This window comes from Halanaerobacter jeridensis, assembly GCF_016908315.1.
Taxonomy (GTDB): Bacteria; Bacillota; Halanaerobiia; order Halobacteroidales; family Halobacteroidaceae; genus Halanaerobacter; species Halanaerobacter jeridensis.
The window spans coordinates 170,367-193,069 of the sequence record NZ_JAFBDQ010000004.1 but is presented as its reverse complement, the minus strand read 5'-3'; the positions used below and the strand labels follow the sequence as shown (position 1 = coordinate 193,069).

The following is a 22,703-nucleotide window of genomic DNA, read 5'->3' as shown; positions in this document are numbered from 1 at the left end:
AATTAGCCCTCTTTTCTATTCAAAGAAGCTTTTTATTTTACTCCAAAAGTTCTTTTGCTCAGGATTAATTTCTTCACCGCTAATATCAGCAAACTCTTCTAATAGTTCTTTTTGATCTTCATCTAAGTTTTCTGGGATAATTACTTTAACTTTGATAATTTGATCACCACGAGTATCTCGTCGGTTTAAATATGGAATTCCTTTATCTTTTAATCTAAAGGAAGCGCCTGGTTGAGTTCCTTCTGGAATATTAAATTTAACTTTCCCATCTAAAGTAGGTACCTTAATTTCATCACCTAAAATAGCTTGAATAAAGCTGATTGGAACTTCACAAATTACATTATTACCTTCGCGCTTAAATAAATCATGCTCCTTAACCTTAATTATAATATATAAGTCTCCAGAAGGTCCTCCATTTTCTCCTGCTTGACCTTCACCACGCATTCTTAACTTATGTCCATCATTAACTCCAGCAGGAATATTAACCGTTACTTTACGCCGTTTTTTAACCTTTCCTTGACCATTACAATTAGGGCAAGGCTCTTTTACAAACTTACCTGTTCCATTACAGCGATCACATGTTTGGGTCTGTACCATTTGGCCAAATGGGGTATTCTGCTTAAATTTGATTTCACCTGTCCCATCACACTTAGCACAAGTTTCCACATCAGAATCTGATTTAGCCCCTGTTCCATTACATTCACTACATTCTTCTGTACGTGGTACAGTAATTTCTTTTTCAGTACCAAAAGCAGCCTCTTCAAAATCAATAGTCATGGTATATCTCAAATCTGAACCTTTTCTTGCTCGACTTCTGCGGTCGCGACCGCCGCCTCGTCTGCGATCACCAAAGAAAATATCAAAAATATCTTCAAATCCACCTGCACCACCGCCAAAGTTACCAAAACCACCTTGACGTGCTCCTCCGCCAGCATCTTGGTTTACACCAGCATGACCATACTGATCATATTTAGCTCTAGTCTCTTCATCACTTAATATTTCATATGCTTCTGTTACTTCCTTAAACTTTTCTTCTGCATTTTCTTCATCACTAATATCCGGATGATATTTTTTAGATAATTTACGATAAGCACGTTTTATTTCTTTTTGACTTGCATCTTTATCTACACCTAATATATCATAATAATCTTTTTTTGCCATTATTTTCACCACCTTTAAAATTGTTTAAAGCTAAAAAATAACTACCATAAAAACAGAGCCAAAGCCTGAGGCTTTGGCCCATTTTCTTAACTAATTTATTTACTAATTACTCTTCGTCTTCATCATCTACTTCTTCATAGTCTACATCTACTACATCTTCTTCATCTTCAGCTGCTTCTGCTCCTGCTTGAGCTCCTTGCGCACCGGCAGCACCTTGCTGTGCTCCTTCAGCTTGCTCATACATCTGACTAGATAAATCATGTAGTTTCTGAGTTAATGCTTCTTTCTTTTCATTAATTAACTCTGTATCAAGCTCATCAGGATCTATATCATGAACATCAATGTCTTCAAGAACTTCTTCTAGTTCTTCTTTAGCAGTTTCAATTTCTTCTACTACAGCAGCATCAACCTGATCTCCTGCTTCTTCTAGAGTATTTTCTACTTGTCGCACTAATCCATCTGCTTCAGTTACTGTATCTACAGCTTCTTTCTTCTTCTTATCTTCTTCTGCATGTTCTTCTGCTTCATTAACCATTTGTTCAATTTCTTCTTCAGATAATCCAGTATCAGATTCAATAGTAATATCTTCTTCTTTTCCAGAACCTTTATCTTTAGCAGATACATGCACAATTCCATCTTTATCGATACTGAATGTAACTTCAATTTGTGGTACTCCTCGTTTTGCTGGAGGAATTCCAGTCAATTGGAACCGACCTAATGTCTTATTATCTTTGGCCATTTCACGTTCTCCCTGTAGCACATGAATATCTACTTGTGTCTGATTATCTTCTGCAGTAGAGAAGACTTTACTCTTTTCTGTTGGAATAGTAGTATTTCTTTCAATTAATTTAGTGAATACTCCACCTAAAGTTTCAATTCCTAAAGATAATGGAGTTACATCTAATAATACTACATCATCAACTTCATCATTTAAGATACCTGCTTGAATAGCAGCACCCATTGCTACACATTCATCAGGGTTAATACCTTTATTTGGTTCAACGCCTAGTTTTTGCTTAATAGATTGCTGTACATATGGAATTCTTGTAGAACCACCAACTAATAGTACTTGGTCAATATCAGACTTAGTTAAATCTGCATCATCTAATGCTTTTTGTGTCTGGTCAATAGTCTTATTAATCAATCCAGAAATCATATTTTCAAATTGAGATCGAGAAATATCAATATCAAGATGAGCTGGACCAGATTCAGTTTGAGTAATATATGGAATATTAACGTTAGTAGTAGACACATTAGATAATTCAATTTTAGCTTTTTCAGCAGCATCTTTTAATCTCTGTAGTGCTAACTTATCTTTTCTTAAATCAATTCCATGAGTAGATTCAAATTCATCAGCTAAATACTCAATAATTTTTTCATCAAAGTCATCTCCACCTAAGTGATTATCACCTCGAGTAGAAACTACCTCAAATACACCATCACCAAGGTCTAGAATGGAAACATCAAAAGTACCTCCACCAAGGTCATAGACTAAAACAGTCTGTTCAGAATCATCATCTAATCCGTAAGCTAAAGAAGCAGCAGTAGGCTCATTAATAATTCTTTTAACATCTAACCCAGCAATTTTACCTGCATTTTTAGTTGCTTGACGCTGAGCATCTTCAAAGTAAGCCGGCACAGTAATTACTGCATCTGTAACTTCTTCACCAATATAATCTTCAGCATAACTTTTGATTTCTTGCAAAATCATTGCAGAAATTTCTTCTGGTTTTCTTTCTTCATCATGTAAATCTACAGTAAAGTCACTTTCACCCATATGACGCTTAATAGACTGAACTGTTTTACTTGGACTTTTAACTGCCTGTCTTTTAGCAGGCTCTCCAACTAATCTTTCTCCTTTATCAGAATATCCAACTACAGATGGTAACGTTCTGTTACCTTGTTTATTAGGAATAACAGTGGGATCGCCACCTTCCATTACTGCTACACAAGAATTTGTTGTTCCTAAATCAATACCAATCATTTTTCCCATTTTTTATTCCCCCTTCAATAGAGATTAAAATTGTTTTTTAGATTTATGTGAAGATTAATTATTTAGCAACTTTGACCATAGCTGGTCTAATTACAATTCCATCATAAATATAACCTTTTTGCAATTCTTCAATAATTACTCCTGATTCATATTCATCACTTTCTTCTTCTAACATCATCTCATGTAAGTTAGGATCAAACTCTTCGCCAACTGTATCAATTACTTCAATTTCTTTTTTCTTTAATAAATTACTTAATTGTTTATGAATTTTCTCAATTCCTTCTAAATCATTTTCATTCTCTTGATCAAAACTATCAATCGCTCGTTCAAAATTATCAATCACTGGTAGTAAATCACTGACAAAATCTTTAACTGCTCGGTCAGCAATTTTATCTTTTTCTCGCTCCATTCGCTTTTTATAATTTGAAAAGTCAGCCTTCAAACGATGGAGACGGTTGACATACTTTTCTTTCTCCTCTTTTTCATCTAATAGTTCACTTTCTAACTCTTTCATCTCTTTTTCAATTTCCTGAGCTACGGAAAGACCATGCTTCAATTTATTTACTCTTTCACTAATTTGACTAAGCTCGGTTTCCATCTCAGATTCAATATCTTCTTCTAACTTATTAAACTCTTCCTCTAATTCTTCTAAATCACTATCCAAACTTGTATCTGCTTCATCATTCACACTTGCTGTTTTTTCTGATTCTTCTTTTACTTCTTCATCAGCCATTTATATCACCTACTCCTAATTTATTCTAATGATTATTCTTCTGTTAGCAATTCACTCAATAAATCAGCTATATACTTTACTCTACCTGCTACTTTAGAATACTGCATTCGAGTTGGACCTAAGACTCCTAATTTTCCAACAGGTCGCCCATTCAACTTATAGGTAGCAACTACAATACTGCAGTCTTTAATGTCCTCATAATCATTTTCACTACCAATAATTATTTCTAGTTCTGATTTATCTCCTTCATCAAGAATATCACGTACTATCTGCTTATGTTCAAGCATACTTAACATATTCTTAACCTTAGTTAAATCACTAAATTCTGGTTGGTCTAATATGTAAGTAGTTCCACCTAAATAAACTTTACCAAAAGGTGATAACTTATTACTAACCAACTCTTGCTTTAATAAGTCAATATTTTGTTGAGCAATACTTATTCTAGCGGCTAACTGAGATGCAATATTAGATAGTAGCTCTTCATCTATCTCATATAAAGACATACCAGATAACCTATCGTTTAAAATTCTTTCTACTTCATTCAAATCTTTTTTTGATAAAGTTTCAGGTAGTTCAATGATTTTATCTTTAATTACTCCTGTATCAGTAACTAAAACTATTAGTATCTTCTTATCAGTAATTTGCACTAGCTTTAAATTACGAAATGTACTTTCTTTTAGTTCTGGACTTAAAGCTAATGAAGTATAATTAGTTAAATCTGATAGTAAATTTGATGTGTGATTCATTAGTTCTTGAATTTCAGTCTCTTTAGTATCGTAATTTTTCTTAATTGTTTGAGCTTCTGTTTCAGACAAACCACGCATTTCCATTAAATAGTCAACATAAAACCTATAACCCTTATCTGACGGAACTCGCCCCGCTGATTTATGGGGTTGCTCTAGATAACCTGCTATTTCTAAATCAGACATTTCATTCCTAATTGTAGCTGAACTTACCCCAAAGTCATACTTTCGGGCCAAAGTTCTGGATCCTACTGGCTGAGCTGTTACAATGTATTCATTAATGATTGTTTTTAATATTTCTTTCTTTCGTTCCGTCATTTCCATATTACCACCGCCTTATTAATTAGCACTCACTCTTATCGAGTGCTAACAATATGCTATAAATAAAATATCATTTCCCCTATCATTTGTCAAGTCTTAATTTTGATTATTATTTTTTATTATATAGCATATACTCGTATTTACTTGCATTTTCTCTAATAAAGCACTTTATATTAACTAATATTTAATGGTTCCAAATCAAACTTCGTCTGTTTAATTTCTACTTAATATATAATTTTAATTTAGCTGAGTATAAAAGAAGATAAAACTTGGTTAGCAATTTCTCGACCATGATCAGTCAAAAATAATCGCCCTTTACTCTGATTAATTAAATCTTGCCCTACTAATTTTTGAATCTCTATCTCATAAATTTCTGTTAAAGATTGATTGAATTTTTTCTTGAATTCAGCTAAAGAAATACCTTGATTCAATCTCAAACCTAAAATTAATGTTTCTTCAATCTTTTCAACTCTACTTAATTTATTTTGTTCTGCAATCGCTAATTGACCAGCTTCTAAATGATGACAATAATCCTTTATATCAGTTATATTATAACCTCGAAATTGACCATCATAAAAATGAGCTCCCGGACCTAGAGCTAAATACTCTTGATTTTGCCAATAAATTTTATTATGCCTACTATTATACCCCGGCTGACTAAAATTAGATATTTCATATTGATAATAATTATTTTCTTCCAATAGTTCTATAGTACGGCGATACATCTTTAGGTCTAATTCTTCACTTATTTTTTCTATCTTACCTTCTTCTAACCATTGTGCAAAAACTGTGTTAGGCTCTATCTTCAAGTTATAAGCCGAAATATGCTCCGGGCCAAGTTCAATAGCTTGTTGCAGAGTATTCTCCCATTGATTTAAACTTTGACCCGGTAAAGCAAACATCAAATCAAAACTAATATTATCAAAATCTAATTCACGGGCAAGACGATAACTTGTTATTACATCATCCTTGCTGTGAATCCGACCTAATTTAGTCAAAAACTGATTATTAAATGACTGCACCCCTAAACTTAATCTATTCACTCCAGCTTGCTTTGTTAATCTTAATTGTTCTTCACTTAAAGTACCAGGATTAGCCTCCATAGTGATTTCTAAATTAGAGTTTAGATCAAATTTCTGGCGACATTGATTTAAAATAGTACTTAAATCTTGCCCAGATAAAATACTAGGAGTACCCCCACCAATATAAATTGTTTGCAATTGAGGACTATAATATTTATCAGCAACTAATTTAATTTCTTTTTTCAAAGCATCCAAATAGCGACTAATTAAATCATCATCTGCAGCTATTGAATTAAAATCACAATAATGACATTTTTGAGCACAAAACGGAATATGAATATACAAACCATAATCTTCTGTCATCTAATCACCTATTGTTAAAACAGCCATGAATGCTTCTTGTGGAATCTCCACACTCCCCACTTGTTTCATCCTTTTCTTACCTTCTTTTTGCTGTTTTAAAAGTTTCTTCTTTCTCGAAACATCTCCGCCATAACATTTCTGTAATACATCTTTTCGTTTAGCTTTAACTGTTTCCCTAGCAATAACATCATTCCCAATAGCAGCTTGAATTGGAACTTCAAACATCTGTTCAGGAATATATTCTTTTAATTTTTTAGCTAATTCTCGGCCAATTTCATAAGCAAATTCATCATGAACAATACAAGATAAGGCATCAACCGGATCCTTATTTACTAATATATCTAACTTAACCAATTCAGCTTCCTGATAGCCCTTAAATTCATAATCAAGAGTCGCATAGCCTTTAGTTCTAGACTTTAAATTATCGAAAAAGTCTAGCACTATTTCACTTAATGGCATATCATAAGTCAATCTAACTCTTACTTCATCTAAATACTCCATATTTTTGAACTTACCACGTTTTTCTTCTGCCAATTCCATAGCTGAACCAACATGTTCATCCGGTAACATAATTTCAGCTTTGACAATTGGTTCTTCAATCTTTTCAATATGATGTCGTTCAGGCATATTAGCTGGATTTTCAATTTCAAGAACTTCACCATCAGTTTTATAGATTTTATAAACCACACTAGGAGCAGTAGTCACTAAATCTAAATCATATTCACGTTCTAATCTTTCTTGAATAATCTCCATATGCAGCAATCCTAAGAACCCACAACGATATCCAAAACCTAATGCTTCAGAAGTTTCTGGTTCAAAAGTCAAAGAGGCATCATTTAATTTTAATTTGTCTAACGCATCTTTTAATAGCTCATAATCTTCTCCTTCAACTGGATATAAGCCGCAATAAACCATCGGTTTAGCCGGTTGATAGCCTGGCAATGGTTTAGCAGTAGGATTATCAGCATCAGTAATTGTATCTCCTACCCGTGCATCCTTTACATTTTTAATGCTAGCTGCCATATAACCTACTTCTCCGCTATGAATCTCATCTACTTCTTTTCTTTGGGGAGCAAAAACACCTACTTCAGACACCTCAAACTTTTTTCCCGTCGACATCATTTCAATATTCATCCCTGGTTTAATACTACCATTTATAACCCGAAAATAAGAGATTGCACCGCGGTAAGAATCATAAACTGAATCAAAAATTAAAGCCTTTAATGGCTCGTCCTGATTTCCATCAGGAGCAGGAACGCGATTTACTACAGCTTCTAACACATCTTCAATTCCTATTCCCTCTTTAGCACTAGTTAATAATGCCTCATCAGGATCTAAACCAATATCAATTAATTCTTCTTTAACTCGATCTGCATCAGCACTTGGTAAATCTATTTTATTAATCACCGGAATTATTTCCAGATCATTTTCTAAAGCTAAATAAATATTAGCTAAAGTTTGAGCTTCAACTCCCTGTGAAGCATCAATTACTAATAATGCCCCTTCGCAAGCCGCTAAACTTCTTGATACTTCATAAGAAAAGTCTACGTGACCAGGAGTATCAATTAAGTTTAGTACATAATCATCCCCAGTCTCACTTTCATAATCCATTCTTACAGCTTGAGCTTTAATTGTAATACCTCTTTCTCTTTCTAAGTCCATTGTATCTAACAACTGTTCTTCCATTTCTCGCTCAGAAATTGCACCAGTGAATTCCAATAATCTATCTGCTAAAGTAGATTTTCCGTGATCCACATGAGCAATAATTGAGAAATTTCGAATTTTATTTTGGCTAACTTGAGTCATGCTCCGCCTCCTCATAATAATATAAAGTTTGCTAGCCTTAATTATAACACCAGCTTTTATATTATTCAAGATAGCAGATTCAAATTTTACTTTTTTATAGACCTTCAGCCATTAATTCAGCTAATACTTCGGCTAATAAATAAGAAGATCTTCTAGCTTCATCTAGAGTACTATTAGCTCCTCCTACCTCTAATAATAAAGCTCTAGGATGAACATGCTGATTATAGCGCCGATTTGAAATTAATTTAACTTTTCTTAATAACCCTGGATACATATCATTCATTTTAGTAGCCAGTCTTTTAGCAAATCTAAAATTTTGCTGCCAATTAGGATGCGGCAATCCATAGTTATTATTAGTAACTACAATCATAATTTTAGCAACTTTTTGCCCATTAATATTAGTAGTTACATATTTTTTATTATTAGCCCCAATCGCATCACGGTGAATATCAAAAATAATATCTAATTCTGGATTATTATTAACAATACTATTAGCTGTCTCTAAAGCCCTAATATAGGATCTGTCATATGTTTTATCATGTACAGTTTCAGAATGGATTACTGAAATATTATATCTATTACTCAATCTTTCTTCAATCCATCTCCCGACCTTTACTACATCTCCTTTATCTCCAGCATTAGCATGAGCATTATAACCCTTGTTTTCATAATTTTCAGCAGTATGAGTATGATAAATAGCAATTACCTTTCTATCATTTTGATGATATTCATTCTTGAAATTATGATTAGGCAATTTTCTATCAGTATTATCTGTTCTCGTTTGGGGAAGACGACTATTACTTGTTGTAGGTTCAGTTTGCCAAAAATCAAGTTCTACTTTTTCTCCTTGGTGACGACCTTCAGCTCTCATTTTAGATTGAATTTGATTTGAACTATCAAATTTTGCTGTGGGCTTTGATTTAGCAATTCTTTTTATTTTATCATTAGTTTCAAAAAAAGAAGGGGGTAAATCAAATAATAAGTTACTAGCAAAATTAATTATTTGATTATTATTAGATTTCTTTAATAATTCATCATCAGCTACTCTAACTACTGGAAGTCCTTTTTTTAATAATAACCGTGCATGAATTTCATCTAAATGTAATAAATCTACTCCCCATTTTTTTATATGAGATTGTAAGTCTAAAACACTCCCCACTACTAATTGGGAATTAGGTGAATAGAAATCAAAAAAATTAAAAAAATATAAATTCAATACTAATAATGAACAAAAAACTAAAGTTATTATAAATATTTTCTGCTCATTTTTCATATTAATCCCACCCTAATTTATAGTCACTGATAAATACACTCTCAAGTTACTAACATCTGATTTTTCAGCAACTAAGATTATATTAATTTTATGTTATTCCTAACTAGTTTATGTTAAATAGCTTAAGCCAGTTAATTACTTTAATTCCACTACTAATCTTTTTTATTTTAAAAAGTGTAAAATAAAACTGCAGTTTTAAAGCTCTAATCAAATGATTAGAGCTTTAAATAATTACTGTAAATAAAATGAAACATTTTCAGTTTCAACATCAGGATGTAGAGCTATATTAATTCCACCAGCTACAATACGACTAGTATCTCTAATTAGTTTATCTATTCCTTTAGGAGCAACTATCATATCTCCTAAAAAAGGTTGTAATATATTTTCAATTACTTGCTTTTGTGTTTGCTTTTTTTGAGATAAATTAAGGTTGATATTATGATTCTGACTTATTGCTTCTATTGTATCATTTACAATATTAACGGAATTAATAACTGTCGGCATCCCCATAGCAATAACTGGCACTCCCATATCTTTTTTTGTAATCCCGATCCGCCTTTTCCCTACACCAGACCCAGGATAAATACCAGTATCACTAATTTGTAAAGTAGATGCTAAACGCTCACTTTCTCTAGCAGCTAAAGCATCAATAGCTATAATTAAATTTGGTTTGACTCGATCTACCACACCTTTGATAATTTCAGCAGTTTCAATTCCAGTTAATCCTAATACACCAGGCGCTAAAGCACAAACAGATCTAATCCCTCGCCGTGACTCAGGTTCAGCAGAATTGTAAATATGTCTAGTAACTAATAAATGATGTACAACTTGAGGTCCTAAAGCATCGGGAGTAGCATTCCAATTTCCCAAACCAATCACTAAGATTGTGGGCATTTGAGTAGGATTTTGTGTTAAAGCGGGATAATCTATTAAATTATTTATTTCTGCAGCTAAAACTCCACTTAATTCTTGATGAATTTGAGGGTTAGTTTGACGTAAACTTTCCGATTCAATAGTAATATAATTTCCTGGTGGTTTAGAAATTTTCTTACTTGCAGCTTGATTCAAAACTTCAATTCTAGTGATTTTAGCTATCTCCTTATCTTCTTCTTCTACACTTACACCTGAAATTTCTCCTCCAGTACGTTCTACAGCCATATCTCTTGCTTCAACTGCTAAATCAGTCATAATAGAATTAAATTCATTATTTTCAGTCATGAAATCCCCCTTGGTTTTATATTTTTTCATATAAAAATACTATCTCAGTTCTGTAGGAATCAAAGAATCTATTATACCAATAGCTAGAGCTGCTAAAAATGCTCCTAATATAGAAACATTAATTCCAGCAGTAATATATTGTGTTAAATAAATGACCACCGCTGAAGTAATAAATCCAACTAATCCTCGTCCCTGTGGGGAAATATCTTCTCCTGCTAAACTTTCTATTGCATATCCTAATAAAGCAATAATAATAGAAGCTATTAAAGCATTAGTAAATCCAAAAACTTCGATCCCTGGTACTAAAATCCCTATCCCCAATAATACAAAAGCAGAAATAATAAAACGAATTACAGCACCTAACCATCCAGACATTTAAATTCCTCCTTTGTTTTGTTTTCCAATCGTAGTTTAACCTAATTAAAAAGATATATTCCCTTATATATTTAAAATTTATTTTTTATATAGAAAAAAGTAGGTAGCCAAATTAATGACTACCTACTTCAGTAAAATTTATTTAATTGAATTTTTCTTTTAAATCGTTTCCTTTAATTCAACAACCAACAATTCTAATTCTAGATGATCATCATTAGCAGTGACTAAATTATAATCCGCATCTAATAATTTTTCTAAGGCCTGCTCTAAACTTTCAATAGAAAAGTTTCTACTTTGTTTTAAACATTTCTCTATAGGATAAGGATGCTGTTTTAACCTTCCAGCTATTTGATCAACTGTCATGCCTTCTTTAGATAATAATTTTGACTGCAGCATCAATCTAATCTGTCTAGCAATCATTCCAATTATTTGTTTAGGTGTAGTTCCTTCACCTAAAATATCAAATAACAAGTTCAAAGCTTGAGAAGTATTATTTCTACCAATTTCATCTACAAAATCAAACATTATATTTTCTTTAACTAGCCAGTCCTTACTAATTACTTGTTCAACTATTTCTTTAGTAATCAAATCAGTATCATCAGCAAAAATAATAATTTTCTCTATCTCATTTTTAAGACGCTGTAAATTATTATTAAAAGCTTCCTCTAATAACTTAACAGCTCTATTAGTAATCTTATAATTTTCTTTTTGTACTTGTTTTTTAATCCATTTATCTAATTTTTTATATTTTAAAGATTGGAATTCTAATATCTCGCCATGTTTTTTTATTTCTTTATAAATTTTTAATCTTTTATCTGTGTTTTTATGGCTAACTAATAATAAAACTGTACTCTCAGGTAAATCAGAAATTAAATCAAGCATCTTTTCATCCATAGATGTCTTAGCACCTAATAATTCATATGCATGAAAAATAACTACTCTTTTTTCAGACATGAAAGGCAAAGTTTCCACCGAATTAAATAACTGGGCCATTGAATTATCATCTTCTGTTAATACATCAAGATTAAAATCTTTAAATTCTCCTGCACAATTTTTTTCAATAAACTTTTCTTCAAATTTTTTAATTTGATAGTCATCTGAACCGTGGATTAAATATAATGAATCTAAATCTTTAATATCCGCTTTTAAAACTTGCTTATAATTCATTTTATTATATTCACCTTCTTCTCCATTTTATTTAACAATTTAAATTTTAACATAGATTTTATTGATTATGCAAAATTAATATGAATTAGAAAAAATAATAGTGTATAAAAAACTAATAAAAACTAATAATAAGAATAGAAAATCAAATAACCAATCTACTACTTTAAGGAGGAAATAATATGTCAGTTCGAAATAATAGTAATCGCTTAATCAATCCTGCTGCAATGGAAGCTATGGACAAGTTCAAGTTAGAAGCTGCCCAAGAACTAAATGTATCTGATGAGTATAAATCTGGATACTGGGGTAATATGACTTCTCGCGAATGTGGTTCTGTTGGTGGTCAAATGGTTAAAAAAATGATTCAACAGTATGAAGATCAATTAGCTGGTGGTAATTATACAAACCAAGCTAATCAAACAATCCAAGCAACTAATCCTAATGAAAATGATCAGCAACAAGGGAATTATAATCTAGCTGCAAAAGCTGGTTCTTTTGAACCACAACAGTAAACTATCTATTACTAAATCAAATAGGAGATGATAAAATATGAGTGCTAGAAATAACAGTAATCGTTTATTAAACCCTAATGCTATTCAAGCCATGGATAAGTTTAAGTTAGAAGCTGCTCAAGAACTAAATATTTCTGATGAGTATCAATCTGGATACTGGGGTAATATGACTTCTCGCGAATGTGGTTCTGTTGGTGGTCAAATGGTTAAAAAAATGATTCAACAATATGAAGACCAATTAGCTGGGGGTCCTGCTCCACAGAACAATAACCAAAATCAATAGAAGTTTAGCTTTATTATATCAAATTTAAAACTAAATATCGAAAATAAGCGGTGTGCAAACACCGCTTATTTTATATTTAAATTATGTAATTCAAATATCACAATAGGGGGCTAGAAAATGAAAAAAATTAATTTTTTATTAACAACTTTATTAACTTTAGTAATGATTTTAACTTTAGTTTTCACTCCTAGCTTAGCTCAAAATAGAAATATGAAATATCGTAATCATAGTCTAGAATCACAACAAAACCAAAGCACTTTATGTACTGTTAAAAAAGGTGATTGCTTATGGAAAATAGCTAAAAGTCATAACTTTAAATTAAGAAAAATAATAAATGCTAATCCTCATTTCGAAAATCCAGATTTGATTTATCCTGGTGATAAAGTCTATATGCCTAAAAAACAGGATATGCAAAATGAATCACAAATGCAAAAACAAAATAATATGAAGCAAGAGAAAACTGATATGTCAAAAGAAGATACTGCTCCACAAACTAATAATCAAATGCAAACCATGAAAAAAGAAGTGGTTAATTTAGTCAATCAAGAACGACAAAAAAGAGGTTTAAAACCCTATCAACATTATAGTAAGCTAGCTAATGTAGCCCAAAAAAAAGCTGAAGATATGCGGGATAATAATTACTTTAGCCATCAATCACCAACCTATGGTTCTCCCTTTGAAATGCTAAAAGAATTTAATATTCAATACAGTGCAGCTGGGGAAAATATTGCTCGTGGCCAAAGAACAGCAGAAGAAGTAATGAATAGTTGGATGAACTCCCCTGGACATCGCAAAAATATTTTAAGTGAAAAATATACGCATATTGGAGTTGGTTTAGCTAAAAACTCTCAAGAAACAAATCATTGGGTGCAAATGTTTATTCGCAAATAAAAAACAAATAATAAACCAAAGACAATATTGTCTTTGGTTTATTATAATTATTCTAAAAAAGTTTGATAATTATAACTATAACCATCAGTTTCTATTATCACTGCTCCTTTTTTATCAGTCCGTAAATTTTTAATATCTAAGTTCTTTAATTTCTTCTCTACTTCTTCATCTGGTAGACCATGTTTATTTTTTCCTACAGACATAATACTAAGTCGAGGGTCAACAAGTTTTAAAAAATCAATAGTACTTGAAGTATTACTCCCATGATGGGCTACCTTTAAAACATCCGCTCTTAAATCAGCTTTGTCTTTAATCAAAACTTCCTCTGCTCCTTTTTCAATATCACCAGTTAATAATAATTTAAATTTTTTATAAGTAACCATCATTGCTAAAGAGTTATTATTCAATTTGCTCTTTTCTATCAACTTTAATTGTGGGTGTAAAACTAAAAAATGGATCTTATCAATAATTATTTGATCTCCTTTGGTCAATATTAAAGACCTAGATATTTTATTTTTTTCTTTAATTATTCTATTTAATTCAGTTTTTAAACGATTATTAACTGTGGGAGGATAACAAACTTTATTCACCTTAAATTCTTTTAAGACCTCAATAATTCCTCCTACATGGTCATTATGAAAATGTGATATAAAAATCAAATCTAATTCTTTTACTCCTCGTTTTTTCAAAAAATTAATGATTTCTCTTCCCGTACTACCACCATCAATTAAAACATTTTTTCCTCTTGGAGTTTTTAAATATATTCCATCACCTAATCCCACTGAGAAAAATATGAATTCTAAATTTTTATTTTGACTAATTCCAACCGTAGTTATAATTATAACTAAACTCAATAAGATAAGAGAGATCTTCTTGAAATCGTCTTTGCCATAAGGCACTTTAGTTACTTGAATTAATTGAGTCAAATAATAAATAATTAGATAGTAAATAATAATTGTACCTAAAGATAATCTTTTGACTAGAAAATTAAAGCTAAAGTACTTAGCTAAAAAATTAGCTATCTCTCTACTTAAAGCCAGAGGGACATTGATTATAACAGCTACTATTTTTCCTAAGTACAAAGACACAAAATTTATCATCATCCATAATAATAAGAGCAATAATATAAAACTAATTAAAGGCATTAACAGCAAATTAGCTAATATACTAGATAAGGATATCTGATGAAAATAATAAATCAAAATAGGAAACAAACCTATTTGTACTGCTATAGTAGCTGCTACAACTTCTCGAATTTTTTCTGGTAAAAAAACAAAATATTTTTTCAAAATCGGGCTTAAATAGCTAATCATTACTACTGCTGTAAAAGATAATTGAAAACTAAGCGAAAATAAATACCAAGGGTTTATAATTAATAAAAATAAAGCAATAGCTGCTAGCAAATTATATATATATGTTTTTCTCTTTAAAATTTTAGCTCCTAAAACTAGAATAATTAATAAAGTCGCTCTTACAGCTGGTAACTGCCAATTGATAATTGCCAAATATAAAACTAAAAACAAAAAATTGATAATAAAATTTAATCTTAAAGATAAATTAACATAATTAATTATGTTATAAATCACATAACTAATTAATCCAATATGAAAACCTGATATTACTAATAAATGACTGATTCCTAATTTTTTAAAAGAATTAATCACTTTAGACTCTTTTCCTTGTTTTAAAGCTAATAAGAGTCTGAGAACTAATTCTTGATTTTCGACTTTAAACTGTTTTTTGATTATAGTTTTAATCTTATTTCTTAGGCAATTAACTTTTTTAATTAAAATATTATTAGTAGTATTTAATTTAATCAGCTGACCCTTAGTAGTTTCTCCTATAGCATATATCCCTTGCCGCTGCAAATAATTACGATAAGAAAATCCTCCTGGATTCTTTTGGACTGGTGGTAATTTTAATCTAGTTGTAAATAAAACTTTAGCCCCAGAAAAAAATCTATCTTTCCCTTCCCACACTCTTAATTTAATCTTATAATCATATTGTTCTCCAGTTTTAAAATTACTTATATTCTTAATAATATAATCTCTACTATTGCTATATTTTTTTATTTGAGTAATAACTCCAGTTAATTTAGCCTCTTGTCCTAATATTCTTCTCATCTTTGCTTCTTGGAATGCTAATTTTTCGCTTTGTAAGTAAAATAAAAATGTTAAAGATATTAAAATTAAAACTACTAAATGAGTTCTAGAAACTGAATTATATAAAATAATTATCAGGGCCACTATTATTATAGATATTCCAAGCAACAAAATTAACATTTGAGAAGGTGGTAAATAATAAGCAGTAATTAATCCTCCTCCAGCAGCTATAAACCATCTTAGTAGTGGTCTCTTCATTTAATAAGTAATCTTTTCTTTAACTTTTTCTAACGTTTTAGGACCAATTCCTGAAACTTCTGTTAAACTATCAATACTTTTAAATCTACCATTATCTTGTCTATAATTAATTATTTTTTTAGCAGTAGCAGGACCAACTCCATTAATTTCTTCTAGTTGTGACTGCTTAGCCGTATTGATATTGATCTTAGCATTTGGCCCCTGAGAAGAATTAGATTTAGTTAAGCTAGGAATTATTATTTTTTGCCCATCTCGAACTTTTATCGCTAAGTTAATTGCATTTAAATCTGCTTTATTTGTTGGTCCACCAGCTTTTTTTAAAATTTTATATAATCTACTATCTGCAGCACAATAATAAACTCCCGGTTTTAGGACTTCACCTCCTAAATGAACTACTATTTCTTCTTTTTTCTGATTAAAATTAGATTTTTTATTTTCAATTTCATGATTAGAATTAACTTGAGTCTTAGCTTGAACCTTTATCTCATCTTGTTCAGAATTAAAACGTTGATAAAATATATTCCCTGCAGCTAATAGAATTATAATTATCAAAACCACAATTAATAGATTATCTCTTCGACTTTGATACATCCAACCAATCCCCTCCTTTTTTAACTATTTTTTACTATCTTGATTTCTATTATTCATTTTTTAAATCAAGAGTAAATAAAATCGGAGGGATTACTATTTATCCTAAGTATTAAATGTGCAGTCTATATACTTTATTTTTTAGCATGGTGTAGTGCTACTACCCCACCCATCATTTTTTCCACCTTTATTTCTTTTAAATCAAACTCTTCTAATTTTAATGCTAATTCTTCTATCGTTATAAATTCTTCTATAGACCGAGGTAACCAGTTATATTCTTGATATTGATTAAAAATCAATTTAGCTAAGTGAGGAATTACTTGTTTGAAATAAAACATGACTAATTGCCGATACCCCCATAAATTTGATCGGAAAATATCTAAAGTAATAATAGTTCCATCTGTTTTAAGAACCCTTTTCATTTCTCTAAGGACTTGCTCTCTTTCTGAAATATTTCGCAAAGCAAAAGCTATTACTACATAATCAAATTCTTGAGCAGCAAAAGGTAATTTTCGGGCATCACCTTGTATTAACTTTATTACACTACTTAGATTTTGCTTTGCTATTTTTGCCTTCCCTATTTCTAACATCTTAGCACTATAGTCTAATCCTATTACTTGGCCCTCATTTTTTAATTTTTTAGCTAACATAATAGTCAAGTCACAAGTTCCACAGGCAAGATCTAAAATATTAGTTTCAGGCTCCACTCTTACTAAATCAACTACTTTTTGACGCCACAATTTATCTAATCCTAAACTCATAATTTTATTCATAAGCCCATAATGAGGAGCAATATTATTAAAAATTGTTTTAATTGTCAGTGATTCAGATGGTGATTGTTTATTATCTTTGCTCATTAGAACACCTCTAGTCTATTGTTACTAGTCAGTATTCCCAATAAATTAATAAATATCTATATAAAGTGGCACTATCGTGCCACTAGCTACTAGCTACTTACTTCTAGCTATAAAGTTACACTGAAAGTGAAACTTTATATAGATTAATCAAAATTTATATCCTATTCCTAATTTTAATCCAAGACCACTAATTTTCAACTCTTCATCATTAACATTTATTACCTTACCCTGATAAGAACTATATCTTTCATCTATATCAATCTCTGCTAAATAATATTCTGTATTTAATATCACATCAAAATTTTTATTAATTTGATAATTAACTTTAGTTCCTATCATAAATCCTAAACCTTCACCAGATTTAATATCAGTAGAAAAACTAGATTTAGAATAATGTTCTTGATAAAAATTGTAATTAGCATCAATATATAATTCTAAAGTTGGATTAACTTTATAAGTCACACCACTATAATAAGTATCTAAATTAGATTTATACTCATATTTTTCAGAATTATTTTCTGAATCCCATTCAGCCTTCATTTCATTTTTCTGTAGACCTAATTCAATTCCTAATTTTTTGTTCAACCAATAAATAACCTCAGTATAGAACCCTTGCCCATGATGTAAATCTTCTCTAATAAAATAATCTTCATCTAATTCTTTTTCTCCATTATTCAAATCATACTTTTTATAAATATAATTATTATATGTTAAGCCACCATTGAATTCTATTTTTTTATCAGTAATTTCTTTCGCTTCTATACTGCAGTTAAAACTTAATAATATTAATAATATAAGTATATATTTTTTCATCGAAAAACACCCCAAAAATCAAAATAAAAAGCGATTCTTAAGAACCGCTTTTTCATATCTTTTACTCTTTTACTCTATCTACTACAGAACCATCACTAGGGTTGATTTTCACTACATAACTATTAGTACTGCCATCATTACTAGTGGAATGACCGGCTAATAGATAGTCGCCATCAGTTGCTTTATCAACACTATATAAATAACTTCCATAATTTTGAGTGAAGCTATCACTATTAGCTAAACTTCCTGCTGTTAATTTACTAACTACACCTTGGTCATATTTATCATCATTATTACTATCTTTTGCTCCAACTACAATATAATTACTACCATCAACAAGTACATCTCTATATCTAGCAGTACCTATATTATCACTTGTAATAGTTAAATTACTACTGTTGTCATCAATTTCACCAATATAACCGTTATCTCCAACTACTACATAATCTACCCCTGTAACATTTTTAACTTTTTTTATTTTAAATAATTTTTCTGTAATACTCGTATTTACCTCAGTAACATTAAATTCAGAATTTAATCTTAAAATGATTCCTTCTGCTCCACTTCTATTTGCACCAGTAAATCCAACTGCAATATACCCATTATTAATTTCTACAATTGATTCTAAATTATAATATGAATTAGCAAATTCATATCCATAATCATTATCCAAAATATGAGGTGTAACATCAGCAGCATCATTAGTATTAATATCGATAATATAAGGTGCAAGATTCCCATTATCAAGTCTTGTATTTCCAACTGCTATTACATGGTCACTAGCAAATATATTTTTAGAAATAATTCCACTTCTTAAATAAGTATCCCCAGTCGTAATTCCTCCCGAGTTATAATCTTTATTTATCACCATCTTATTATTTAATTCTAATACAAATTCTTGACTAACATCACCATTAACTGTTCCATATCCAATTAAATAATAGTAATCACCTCTAGCAGTTCTAACAAAGTCCTTTACTTCATAAAATCTTCCTTCGCGATTAAATTCTTTTTTTTCAATGGTAACCCCTCTATTATCTGCCTTAACCATATAAGGGTGTCTACTATTTGATGAATTTAGATCTCCCACAGTTCCTGCTGCCAAATAACCTTTCCGGTTCATATCATCAGTAGAAACAATACTGTGAAAAGATCCTTTAGCATATTCAGTTTTGCTATCATTACTTAATACTTCTATATCTTCTATTGTTTTTTCTGTATTATCAATTAAAACACTGATATCAATTCTTCCCTGATTCAATGCTTCTTTAGAAGCTATAAATTTAGTTTTATTACTAGTTCGATTAGTGAATGTACCTAAACCATTTGCTACTTGCCAAGAATAATCAGAACCTGTAGGGCCAGTAGCTGTAAATTGGTCACTTTTTTCATTAACTATTACCTGCGGCGGTCCGTCAACATCTTCAGTTAATTCAGTTACAGCACTATCACCTGAACACCCAGTAAATACTATTCCTAATACTAATATTGCAATAACTAAAAGTAATCTTTTCTTATTAAACATCATATGACTCCCCCTTTTAATTCTTTATTAATAATTATACACCTCATACCTATAGTATAACATAAAAAGATACTTTTTTGATAATAAAAAAGAAAAAAACCTGCACTTATAAGTGCAGGTTCAGAGAACAAATGATTTATTGCGCAACAATATTAATTAATTTCTGCGGCACAACAATTTCTTTCACTATATTCTTACCTTCAATATGACGCTGAACATTTTCTTGCTCTTTAGCTACTTCTTTCAATTCTTCTTCAGCAATATCTACAGGAACATTTACTTTATCTCTCACTTTACCATTGACCTGAACTACAATTTCAATTTCATCTTTAGCGATAGCATCTTCACTATAGTCAGGCCAACTTTGTTGATGGACACTTTCTTCATAACCAAGATTAGCCCATAACTCTTCTGTCATATGAGGAGCAAATGGAGCTAATAAGACAACAATTGTTTCTACTACTTCTTTTAATAATCCAGCATTAATATCTTCACTATCAGCTAAATATTTATAAGCAGCATTAACTAACTCCATAATTGAACTAATTGCAGTATTTAACTGCTGACGTTCACTAACATCTTCAGTTACATCTTTAATTGCTACATGCAACTCACGATATAATTTTTCTTCTGCATCTCCATCTACTTCAAAATCTCCAGCATCTTGGATAGTATCAATATTATTAGCAGTTAAACGCCACACTCGATTCAAGAATCTTTGTGCACCTTCAACCCCTTCAGTATTCCAATCTAAATCTTTAGCTGGGGGAGCAGCAAATAGAATAAATAATCTTGCTACATCAGCTCCATACTCATCTAAGATTTCCATTGGATCAACTACATTACCTTTAGACTTAGACATTTTTGCCCCATCTAATAGAACCATACCTTGGGTTAATAAACTAGAGAAAGGTTCTCTATCTTCAACATACCCCTGATCATAAAGGAATTTCATAAAGAATCTAGCATACAACAAATGCATTACAGCATGTTCAACTCCACCAATATACTGGTCAACATTCATCCAATAATTTGCTTGTTCTTCATCAAATACTTTATCTGCAACTTCTGGACTAGTATAGCGCAAATAATACCAAGAAGAATCAACAAATGTATCCATTGTATCCACTTCTCGGTGAGCATCTTTACCACACTTAGGACAAGTGGTATTTACAAAATCATCGGCCTGAGCCAAAGGAGATTCTCCTTCACCAGTAAACTCTATATCAGTTGGTAATTCTACCGGCAGATCCTCCTCTGGTACTGGAACACTACCACAGTCATCACAATAAATAATTGGAATCGGTGTCCCCCAATATCGCTGCCGAGAAATCAACCAATCTCGCAAGCGATAATTAACCTCTTTTTCTCCAATATCTTCTTTTTCAAAGTACTCAACAATCTTATCAAAAGCTTTATCAACACTTAAACCATTTAAGATCTCAGAATTAACTACTAATCCATCTTCTGTATAAGCTTCTTCCATATCAGCAGCAGAAAAATCTTCATCTTCTGGCTGAATTACAACTCTAATTGGCAAATCATATTTTTTAGCAAAATCAAAGTCTCGTTCATCATGAGCGGGAACAGCCATAATTGCTCCTGTACCATAATCCATTAGTACATAATTAGCAATCATCACCGGAATTTTTTCTCCAGTCATCGGGTTAACAGCTTTAATACCCGTATCTAGTCCTAATTTTTCAGCATTTTCGCCCGTTCTTTCTTCTTCATCTTGATTCTTCATTTTTTCTACAAAATCCATTACTTCTGCTTCTTTATCAGTTCCAGTCACCAATTTTTCTACCAATGGATGTTCAGGTGCTAAAACCATGTACGTAGCACCATAAATTGTATCAGGTCGAGTAGTAAAGACTTCCAAACTGTCTTCACTATCAGCAATTTCGAATTCTATATTCGCACCTTCACTACGACCAATCCAATTTTTCTGCATTAACTTTACTTTATCTGGCCATTCAGATAATAAATGATGATCATCTAATAGTTCCTGAGCATATTCAGTGATTTTAAATGACCACTGCTCAAGTTCTTTATCAATTACTTCACTATCACAACGTTCGCATTCACCATCTACTACCTGCTCATTAGCTAGCACTGTTTGACAGCTCGGGCACCAATTAACTTCTGATTCATCTTTATAAGCTAATCCTTCTTTATATAATTCTAAGAACAACCACTGTGTCCATTTATAATAATCTGGGTCACAAGTTGCTACTTCTCGTTCCCAATCAAAACTAAATCCTAACATCTTAAACTGTTTCCGCATATTATCTGTATTATCTTCCGTCCAATCAGCTGGATGTATATCTCGCTTAATTGCTGCATTCTCAGCAGGTAAACCGAAAGCATCCCACCCCATTGGATGTAAAACATTATACCCTTGCATATTCTTAAATCGAGCAAAAACGTCTCCAATAGAATAATTTCTAACATGCCCCATATGTAAATTACCAGATGGATAAGGGAACATCTCTAATACATAATATTTTTCTTGGTCTTGATCCATTTCTGTCTGGTACAATTCTTCTTCTTCCCAGTTTTGCTGCCACTTCGGCTCAATACTCTGAAAATCATATTTTTCTTTCACTTTTTTTCCTCCCTACATTTTAATTAGTTATATTTTTGGCCACTGTCAATTAATATAAAAAACTCTCGCCCCTAATAAAGATATAACTCCTTAA

19 protein-coding genes and 1 other annotated feature (1 of these 20 only partly in view) are annotated in these 22,703 nt (G+C 31.1%); of the genes, 3 read left to right on the top strand and 16 right to left on the bottom strand.

What is annotated here, in order from left to right:
- Positions 1-15 precede the first annotated feature (15 nt).
- The 10 genes from dnaJ to holA form a co-directional block, all read right to left on the bottom strand.
- The gene (gene dnaJ / locus JOC47_RS05300) at positions 16-1,161 is read right to left on the bottom strand and encodes a molecular chaperone DnaJ (RefSeq protein WP_204700953.1); all 1,146 of its coding nucleotides are present in this window, start codon (positions 1,159-1,161) and stop codon (positions 16-18) included.
- Between the two features lie 106 nt (positions 1,162-1,267).
- A complete protein-coding gene (gene dnaK, locus JOC47_RS05295; RefSeq protein ID WP_204700951.1) occupies positions 1,268-3,154 on the bottom strand; it encodes a molecular chaperone DnaK in 1,887 nt (628 codons plus the stop codon).
- A gap of 58 nt (positions 3,155-3,212) precedes the next feature.
- Positions 3,213-3,887, bottom strand: a complete 675-nt coding sequence (locus JOC47_RS05290; protein WP_204700949.1) for a nucleotide exchange factor GrpE — start codon at positions 3,885-3,887, stop codon at positions 3,213-3,215.
- A gap of 32 nt (positions 3,888-3,919) precedes the next feature.
- Entirely contained in the window at positions 3,920-4,954 is a 1,035-nt protein-coding gene (hrcA, locus tag JOC47_RS05285; protein WP_204700948.1) for a heat-inducible transcriptional repressor HrcA, read from the bottom strand.
- Positions 4,955-5,193: 239 nt separating this feature from the next.
- Positions 5,194-6,336 carry a radical SAM family heme chaperone HemW gene (hemW, locus tag JOC47_RS05280; protein WP_204700946.1) on the bottom strand — a complete coding sequence of 381 codons (1,143 nt, stop codon included), beginning with the start codon at positions 6,334-6,336 and terminating at the stop codon, positions 5,194-5,196.
- Positions 6,337-8,142: a translation elongation factor 4 gene (gene lepA, locus JOC47_RS05275; protein ID WP_204700944.1), complete on the bottom strand. Its 1,806-nt coding sequence runs from the start codon at positions 8,140-8,142 to the stop codon at positions 6,337-6,339.
- 94 nt (positions 8,143-8,236) lie between these two features.
- Positions 8,237-9,415, bottom strand: coding sequence for a stage II sporulation protein P (gene spoIIP, locus JOC47_RS05270; protein ID WP_204700942.1), 1,179 nt, complete (start codon positions 9,413-9,415; stop codon positions 8,237-8,239).
- Between the two features lie 231 nt (positions 9,416-9,646).
- Entirely contained in the window at positions 9,647-10,633 is a 987-nt protein-coding gene (gene gpr, locus JOC47_RS05265; protein ID WP_204700940.1) for a GPR endopeptidase, read from the bottom strand.
- A 39-nt stretch (positions 10,634-10,672) separates the two neighbouring features.
- Complete coding sequence (locus JOC47_RS05260; protein WP_204700938.1) at positions 10,673-11,008, bottom strand: phage holin family protein; 336 nt, start codon at positions 11,006-11,008, stop codon at positions 10,673-10,675.
- A 159-nt stretch (positions 11,009-11,167) separates the two neighbouring features.
- Positions 11,168-12,175: a DNA polymerase III subunit delta gene (gene holA, locus JOC47_RS05255; RefSeq protein WP_204700936.1), complete on the bottom strand. Its 1,008-nt coding sequence runs from the start codon at positions 12,173-12,175 to the stop codon at positions 11,168-11,170.
- A gap of 179 nt (positions 12,176-12,354) precedes the next feature.
- On the opposite strand from holA, the gene JOC47_RS05250 reads away from it, so the two are divergent.
- From JOC47_RS05250 to JOC47_RS05240, 3 genes are all read left to right on the top strand, one after another.
- Positions 12,355-12,684 (top strand): alpha/beta-type small acid-soluble spore protein, encoded by a 330-nt coding sequence (locus JOC47_RS05250; RefSeq protein ID WP_204700934.1) that lies wholly within the window; start codon positions 12,355-12,357, stop codon positions 12,682-12,684.
- 37 nt (positions 12,685-12,721) lie between these two features.
- Positions 12,722-12,967, top strand: coding sequence for an alpha/beta-type small acid-soluble spore protein (locus JOC47_RS05245; protein ID WP_204700933.1), 246 nt, complete (start codon positions 12,722-12,724; stop codon positions 12,965-12,967).
- Positions 12,968-13,084: 117 nt separating this feature from the next.
- Positions 13,085-13,858 carry a CAP domain-containing protein gene (locus JOC47_RS05240; protein WP_204700931.1) on the top strand — a complete coding sequence of 258 codons (774 nt, stop codon included), beginning with the start codon at positions 13,085-13,087 and terminating at the stop codon, positions 13,856-13,858.
- Between the two features lie 47 nt (positions 13,859-13,905).
- On the opposite strand, the gene JOC47_RS05235 is transcribed toward JOC47_RS05240, so the two are convergent.
- From JOC47_RS05235 to leuS, 6 genes are all read right to left on the bottom strand, one after another.
- On the bottom strand, positions 13,906-16,218 hold the full coding sequence (locus JOC47_RS05235; protein WP_204700930.1) for a DNA internalization-related competence protein ComEC/Rec2: 2,313 nt from the start codon (positions 16,216-16,218) through the stop codon (positions 13,906-13,908).
- Positions 16,219-16,809, bottom strand: coding sequence for a helix-hairpin-helix domain-containing protein (locus tag JOC47_RS05230; RefSeq protein ID WP_204700929.1), 591 nt, complete (start codon positions 16,807-16,809; stop codon positions 16,219-16,221).
- Positions 16,810-16,940: 131 nt separating this feature from the next.
- Complete coding sequence (ubiE, locus tag JOC47_RS05225; protein WP_204700928.1) at positions 16,941-17,663, bottom strand: bifunctional demethylmenaquinone methyltransferase/2-methoxy-6-polyprenyl-1,4-benzoquinol methylase UbiE; 723 nt, start codon at positions 17,661-17,663, stop codon at positions 16,941-16,943.
- Positions 17,664-17,810: 147 nt separating this feature from the next.
- On the bottom strand, positions 17,811-18,476 hold the full coding sequence (locus tag JOC47_RS05220) for an outer membrane beta-barrel protein (RefSeq protein WP_204700927.1): 666 nt from the start codon (positions 18,474-18,476) through the stop codon (positions 17,811-17,813).
- A gap of 61 nt (positions 18,477-18,537) precedes the next feature.
- Positions 18,538-20,001: a hypothetical protein gene (locus tag JOC47_RS05215; RefSeq protein ID WP_204700926.1), complete on the bottom strand. Its 1,464-nt coding sequence runs from the start codon at positions 19,999-20,001 to the stop codon at positions 18,538-18,540.
- Between the two features lie 136 nt (positions 20,002-20,137).
- A complete protein-coding gene (gene leuS, locus JOC47_RS05210) occupies positions 20,138-22,609 on the bottom strand; it encodes a leucine--tRNA ligase (protein WP_204700925.1) in 2,472 nt (823 codons plus the stop codon).
- A gap of 92 nt (positions 22,610-22,701) precedes the next feature.
- Positions 22,702-22,703 (bottom strand) — a binding site (T-box leader); it runs 184 nt beyond the window's last position.

Excerpts from the sequence above, each read along its gene's own strand:
- JOC47_RS05290 (WP_204700949.1), bottom strand. The coding sequence starts at position 3,887 with ATGGCTGATGAAGAAGTAAAAGAAGAATCAGAAAAAACAGCAAGTGTG.
- ubiE (WP_204700928.1), bottom strand. The coding sequence starts at position 17,663 with ATGAGCAAAGATAATAAACAATCACCATCTGAATCACTGACAATTAAA.
- spoIIP (WP_204700942.1), bottom strand. The coding sequence starts at position 9,415 with ATGAAAAATGAGCAGAAAATATTTATAATAACTTTAGTTTTTTGTTCA.
- dnaJ (WP_204700953.1), bottom strand. The coding sequence starts at position 1,161 with ATGGCAAAAAAAGATTATTATGATATATTAGGTGTAGATAAAGATGCA.
- holA (WP_204700936.1), bottom strand. The coding sequence starts at position 12,175 with ATGAATTATAAGCAAGTTTTAAAAGCGGATATTAAAGATTTAGATTCA.
- JOC47_RS05260 (WP_204700938.1), bottom strand. The coding sequence starts at position 11,008 with ATGTCTGGATGGTTAGGTGCTGTAATTCGTTTTATTATTTCTGCTTTT.
- gpr (WP_204700940.1), bottom strand. The coding sequence starts at position 10,633 with ATGACTGAAAATAATGAATTTAATTCTATTATGACTGATTTAGCAGTT.
- JOC47_RS05245 (WP_204700933.1), top strand. The coding sequence starts at position 12,722 with ATGAGTGCTAGAAATAACAGTAATCGTTTATTAAACCCTAATGCTATT.
- JOC47_RS05230 (WP_204700929.1), bottom strand. The coding sequence starts at position 16,809 with ATGTATCAAAGTCGAAGAGATAATCTATTAATTGTGGTTTTGATAATT.
- lepA (WP_204700944.1), bottom strand. The coding sequence starts at position 8,142 with ATGACTCAAGTTAGCCAAAATAAAATTCGAAATTTCTCAATTATTGCT.
- hrcA (WP_204700948.1), bottom strand. The coding sequence starts at position 4,954 with ATGGAAATGACGGAACGAAAGAAAGAAATATTAAAAACAATCATTAAT.
- JOC47_RS05240 (WP_204700931.1), top strand. The coding sequence starts at position 13,085 with ATGAAAAAAATTAATTTTTTATTAACAACTTTATTAACTTTAGTAATG.
- JOC47_RS05215 (WP_204700926.1), bottom strand. The coding sequence starts at position 20,001 with ATGTTTAATAAGAAAAGATTACTTTTAGTTATTGCAATATTAGTATTA.
- JOC47_RS05220 (WP_204700927.1), bottom strand. The coding sequence starts at position 18,476 with ATGAAAAAATATATACTTATATTATTAATATTATTAAGTTTTAACTGC.
- JOC47_RS05235 (WP_204700930.1), bottom strand. The coding sequence starts at position 16,218 with ATGAAGAGACCACTACTAAGATGGTTTATAGCTGCTGGAGGAGGATTA.
- dnaK (WP_204700951.1), bottom strand. The coding sequence starts at position 3,154 with ATGGGAAAAATGATTGGTATTGATTTAGGAACAACAAATTCTTGTGTA.
- hemW (WP_204700946.1), bottom strand. The coding sequence starts at position 6,336 with ATGACAGAAGATTATGGTTTGTATATTCATATTCCGTTTTGTGCTCAA.
- JOC47_RS05250 (WP_204700934.1), top strand. The coding sequence starts at position 12,355 with ATGTCAGTTCGAAATAATAGTAATCGCTTAATCAATCCTGCTGCAATG.